The sequence below is a fragment of the Microcystis sp. 49638_E5 genome, assembly GCF_021300285.1.
Lineage (GTDB): Bacteria > Cyanobacteriota > Cyanobacteriia > Cyanobacteriales > Microcystaceae > Microcystis > Microcystis aeruginosa_C.
In genome coordinates this window covers 1-4,669 of sequence record NZ_JAJTDH010000157.1, presented here as the reverse complement: position 1 = coordinate 4,669, position 4,669 = coordinate 1, and the positions used below count along the sequence as shown (strand labels likewise).

Below are 4,669 nucleotides of genomic sequence, written 5' to 3'. Positions count from 1 at the left end.
TTCTCCTCCTTTTCGTTAATTTTAAAATTGTGTTTCCTGACGGGGAATATAGACTCCTAAGGCGGCCGGAATAACTCGAAACATGGCGGGAGTAGTGCTAGTAATTTCGCCATCGGTGTTGATACTATGGGGTTTACGAGTCTGAATTTGAATTTCTTTCCCCTTAAGAGTTCTCACCCAAGATAATAAACCCTGTTGTCCTCGCGGTAATGTCCATAAAAGCTGGAAAATTTGCCACCAGTGTTCAATTTCTAGGCTATATAAATCTAACCTTTGATCGTCGATTTGGGCATCATGAGCGAAGGTTCCTTGTTGCAAGGCAGAGCCTTGGAACACAATATCGAAGGCTCTGCCTTAAAGTAGTATTCAGGTAGAACCGGAAGAGAGCGTTCCCAGGTAGAACCTGGGAACGAGATAATAATTCTCCTTTGAAAGCTTGAGCAAGGATACTGGGAAGGATTGCGTCACTTCACTTTGTAGTTTTTAAAATTACGCTTTTTCTGGAAGGGCGATTATTACGGGATCTCATTGCCTTAACTAAAATATTCCAAGACCTCATAGATAATACGGCAGGAAAAGAGATTCTGATGGCGAAAACAAAATGTTTTTGTTTTAAGGCCACTAATAACCAATGTAGTTTAACATAATTACATATATATGAGAGTGGTGGCAGAACAGACTGATATTTTGGATTAACTAAGTTATATATTTTCTCTTTGATCAAAATGTTAGTGTTGAGTCGCTTTAACAATGAAGACTTTTGATTATAACTACCAGACCAAACTACTCGATACACCAAACAGGAGTTAACAAACACAGCATCCCCAAACTGAGCAATGCGAAGCCAGCAATCAATGTCATTATAACAGTCATCTAAACTTGAATCCCAACCCCCTGAGTTAAGAAAAGCATCTCTGAGAAAAGCAACTTGGCTAGTTGTTCCGAAGGGAACTTCTTCTAGGAGCATACCATAGTGTATATCTGCTTGAGCGATATAGAAAGCCTGTTCAAGTCCTATTTTTGGAGTTTGACAGATTTCTACTCCTTTAATATCCACCTGTGTCGCCTGACAGGAACAAATGACAGCTTCGGGATACTGAGCAATATTTTTCATTATTTCCTCTATACAATTAGGGGCAAGATAGTCATCATCATCGAGTAGTTTAATCCAATCTCCTTGAGCAGCTTTAACCCCTACATTTACCGAAAAGGATTGCCTCATATTCTTGAGATTACGATAGAAGATAATATCTTCCCCCAGGCTTTGAATATATTCTGCTGTACCATCAGAGGAACAATCATCAACCACAATGACTTCACAGGGAATAGATTGATTTAGGGCCGAAGCGATTGCTCTTTTAAGCAACGATAAACGATTGCAGGTTGTAATAACAATACTAAATTTCATCTTTATTAACTATAATTAAATTTTTCTCCTATGAGCCATCAGAAAATCAGCATAAGCTTTTTGAGTCAGGAAAGGTTTAGCTTTAAGATAAAATTCTTGATGACGATAATCACGGGTATAAGGTAATTGTTCTAAGTGATCTGCTAAACGAATAGTTATTAAAGCACTAAGCTCTGTTTGAGTTAAAATTATTTCCTTGTTATCACGATAATTTATCAGTTTAAATTCATTAACTTGCTCAAAATTAGAGAGGAAATGTTTTCTATCTTCAAGACAATAATAGTAAACTAATTTTTCAGCATCAGAACCAATAGCAGCCTTAATTATACCTCTTTGTTCTAGATTAACCAAACTTTTTCTATAGCTATAAGTTCCATAGATGCTGTGATAAAGACCAGCTAGACAAATATCTTCAGATGAGTTCCATTTTTTCAAGATTCTATAAGTTCCTAATAAATGACTATATAAAGAGCGTTTATTCAGATGTTCAGTGGAATCGGTTGCTAATTTCTTCAAAATTTCTCTTTGCTCTTTAGGGGGATCATATTGTCTATCTCTCCATAAATATATAAATTCACCCACAATATTTGGGGCGAAGTGTTGTAAGTTTTTCAATTGATTTTTAATGAGGGTATTAGTAGCCATATTGTTGATTGAATTAATGATTATATAATTTGTCATAGGAATTTATCGGGGCATAAGCTTATTGCTTATCAAAGGTGCAAACTCTACTAATAAAGCCCATAAACTTAGGTCAAATGGATGTGCTAATAGATGTCTCGGAAGGATTCTGCTTAAAGCAATTCGCTCTCTCAATCCTTGGCGGGTTTTGGCTGCCTTATTTGGCCAATGTTCGAGGATGATTTTCAAAGTAAATTCTTGAGGATCTAAGTAAGGATATAAAAACCATAACAGCAAGTTACACATTGAGCTAATAAAAGCAGTTGACTCATTAGCTAGACTTTCTTCAAAGGAAATAGCACCTTTCACCAGCAGTGATTGATCAGCAGTGATAGTGGCTGTGATAATATCCAACATATTAGTTAATGATTTCAATCTATTTTCCAGTAATACAGCATCTTGGGGATAGACAGAAAACCGATAACGAAGAGCATCTGCTAAAGTGTTTATGTGATTATCTATTAATTTTTCAAGGTTTTGTAGTCTTAACTTCGTCCCCTGAGAATTATTATGGCGACGATATCCAACCGTAATACAATGGTTTCTTATCAGAGATTGATTAACACTTAACCTTAACCAAGTATAGTAATCTACAGCAGTTCCCGTAAACTGTGTTGGCCAGCCATTGATGGAATCGAGTGCTTCGCGTCGAATCACAACAGATGAGGGAGTGGCGACAGAATTGGTAGGGAAAAAGTCCCAAGGAGCAAAAAACTGAGAATTAAGGACTGGAGAGGGAAAATTTAGGCTATCTTCATAAAAATGGGCGCAATTGGCTACACAAGCAGCAGATTGGGGAAATTGTTCTAGGATCGTACTCATAAGGCGCAGGTGATCTCGATGCCAGATGTCATCCTGATCGAGAAATGCTACTAGAGGCGCAGTGGTATGTTTGAATCCAAAATTGCGGGCGCAATGAGAACCCTTGTCAGGATTTCGTAATAAAGTGATACCTGAAAAAGACTTGACAATCTCTAGGGATTCGTCCTCAGAACCATCGTCAACCACTACTATTTCTCTCGGTGGTTGAGACTGGGAAAATACTGACTCGAGTGTTTGTCGAATCCATTGAGAGCCGTTGAATAAAGGGATAATAACAGCTACGTCTATAGCCTTAGCGTTTTGATCTATAAGCCATATCATAATTCTAATTTGCTCCCAGTCGCTTTAAAAATGTGAGCTGATCTGCTAAAACTGCTTCCCGACTGCGAAGACGCGCCGCTACCCAAGCAGCTCGAATCGCTTGGATCTCCGCCTGAAGATTCCGGCCACTCATTTCGTTTTTAAAAGTACGCCTCAAAACACTTAAACCGCAATTGAGCCGCGCCATCTCATGCAGAAGTTCGAGGAAGGGTATAGGGTTGCCGCCACTAATTCTCGTTACTCCACCGAATCCAACGATACGATTGTTTAAAATTTGAAAAATTTGTTCAACTGTACCATCTGCCAGTAAATCCCAAATAGAGTTTTTTTGGCGTGAAATCATTAAATCATTCAGTCCAATATAACTATAGTCCCAACCTAGATCTCTAAGCTCATGGCAATGTTCTACTAATGTGTGAGTCTCAATTTGGACTAGGGTTTTAGCTCTTCCATTGACTAGAGAAATAAATTTATCTACCTCACTGGGAACTTTTGCCATCGGTAGCATAATAATCTTAGCTCCAGAATCTAGGGCAGTTTCTATCTCGTCAGAAGTATTGTTATCTAAGGGATTAATTCTTACTGTAATTGGGATGGAGATAACTTCAGCTAGAGCAACCACATCTTCTGGTGTATCGGCGTTGATTTGGGTTGAATAGCTAATCTGTCGCTCTCGTTTACCAATCCGTTCCCAGTCTACAATGATACTATCAATCCCTACTTGCTCGGCTTGTTTAGCCAATAAAGCATCTGTGGTAAATAGAAATAAACGCAAATGGTCAATATCTGTAGTATAGTGGCTCGTTATGGGGTTCATTATAGTGATCAATGATTCTTAAGTCTTTAGCTATGACAAAGTTAACACAATCTAATGAGCAATGGATAGAAGGTGTAGAAGTTTGCCCTCTCAAGTTATTGCCAAATGAAAAAGGACGACTCATGGAAATTCAACGGGCTGATGATAAGATTTTCCCCGGCTTTGGACAAGTCTATATTACTTCAACTTTGCCCGGTATTGTTAAAGCTTGGTACAGACACACAACGCAAATTGATCAAATTGCCGTCATGGTAGGACTGTTGAAACTTGTCCTTTACGATGACCGGGAAACCTCACCCACCAGAGGCAAAATTAACACGATATTTTTAGGCGAATTGGCTCCTAAACTTGTACAAATTCCTCCCGGTATTTGGCATGGTTTTCAGACAATTGGCGAGCGGGAAGCTTTTGCACTGCATCTAAACTCGGTCGCTTTTCAGGCAGACGCACCAGATGAAGATCGCTTACCTTATGATACTAATATTATTCCCTATCAGTGGTAAACTAAGTGGTAATATCTAAGGAACCCTTGGCCCCAGCCGTGGCCGATGGTGATCCCCCTTGGTCGAATGCCGTCCGCTCGATCGTTTTTAGTTTAATTCAAGGGGAAGAATTTGGGA

At 38.9% G+C, this 4,669-nt stretch carries 5 protein-coding genes and 2 pseudogenes; 2 read left to right on the top strand and 5 right to left on the bottom strand.

Going from position 1 to position 4,669, the window contains the following annotated elements:
- Positions 1-21: 21 nt before the first annotated feature.
- The 5 genes and pseudogenes from LW728_RS22805 to LW728_RS22785 form a co-directional block, all read right to left on the bottom strand.
- A pseudogene (locus LW728_RS22805) lies at positions 22-300 on the bottom strand (lipid kinase); the annotation flags it as partial.
- Between the two features lie 169 nt (positions 301-469).
- Complete coding sequence (locus LW728_RS22800) at positions 470-1,408, bottom strand: glycosyltransferase family 2 protein (protein ID WP_150975690.1); 939 nt, start codon at positions 1,406-1,408, stop codon at positions 470-472.
- 15 nt (positions 1,409-1,423) lie between these two features.
- A complete protein-coding gene (locus tag LW728_RS22795; RefSeq protein WP_150975691.1) occupies positions 1,424-2,053 on the bottom strand; it encodes a DUF6817 domain-containing protein in 630 nt (209 codons plus the stop codon).
- Positions 2,054-2,095: 42 nt separating this feature from the next.
- The gene (locus tag LW728_RS22790; RefSeq protein ID WP_150975692.1) at positions 2,096-3,232 is read right to left on the bottom strand and encodes a glycosyltransferase family 2 protein; all 1,137 of its coding nucleotides are present in this window, start codon (positions 3,230-3,232) and stop codon (positions 2,096-2,098) included.
- Between the two features lie 4 nt (positions 3,233-3,236).
- On the bottom strand, positions 3,237-4,049 hold the full coding sequence (locus LW728_RS22785) for an aldolase/citrate lyase family protein (RefSeq protein ID WP_162561053.1): 813 nt from the start codon (positions 4,047-4,049) through the stop codon (positions 3,237-3,239).
- Positions 4,050-4,081: 32 nt separating this feature from the next.
- On the opposite strand from LW728_RS22785, the gene LW728_RS22780 reads away from it, so the two are divergent.
- On the top strand, positions 4,082-4,552 hold the full coding sequence (locus LW728_RS22780; RefSeq protein WP_150975694.1) for a dTDP-4-dehydrorhamnose 3,5-epimerase family protein: 471 nt from the start codon (positions 4,082-4,084) through the stop codon (positions 4,550-4,552).
- Positions 4,553-4,557: 5 nt separating this feature from the next.
- Positions 4,558-4,669 (top strand): annotated as a pseudogene (locus LW728_RS22775) (amino acid ABC transporter substrate-binding protein); the annotation flags it as partial.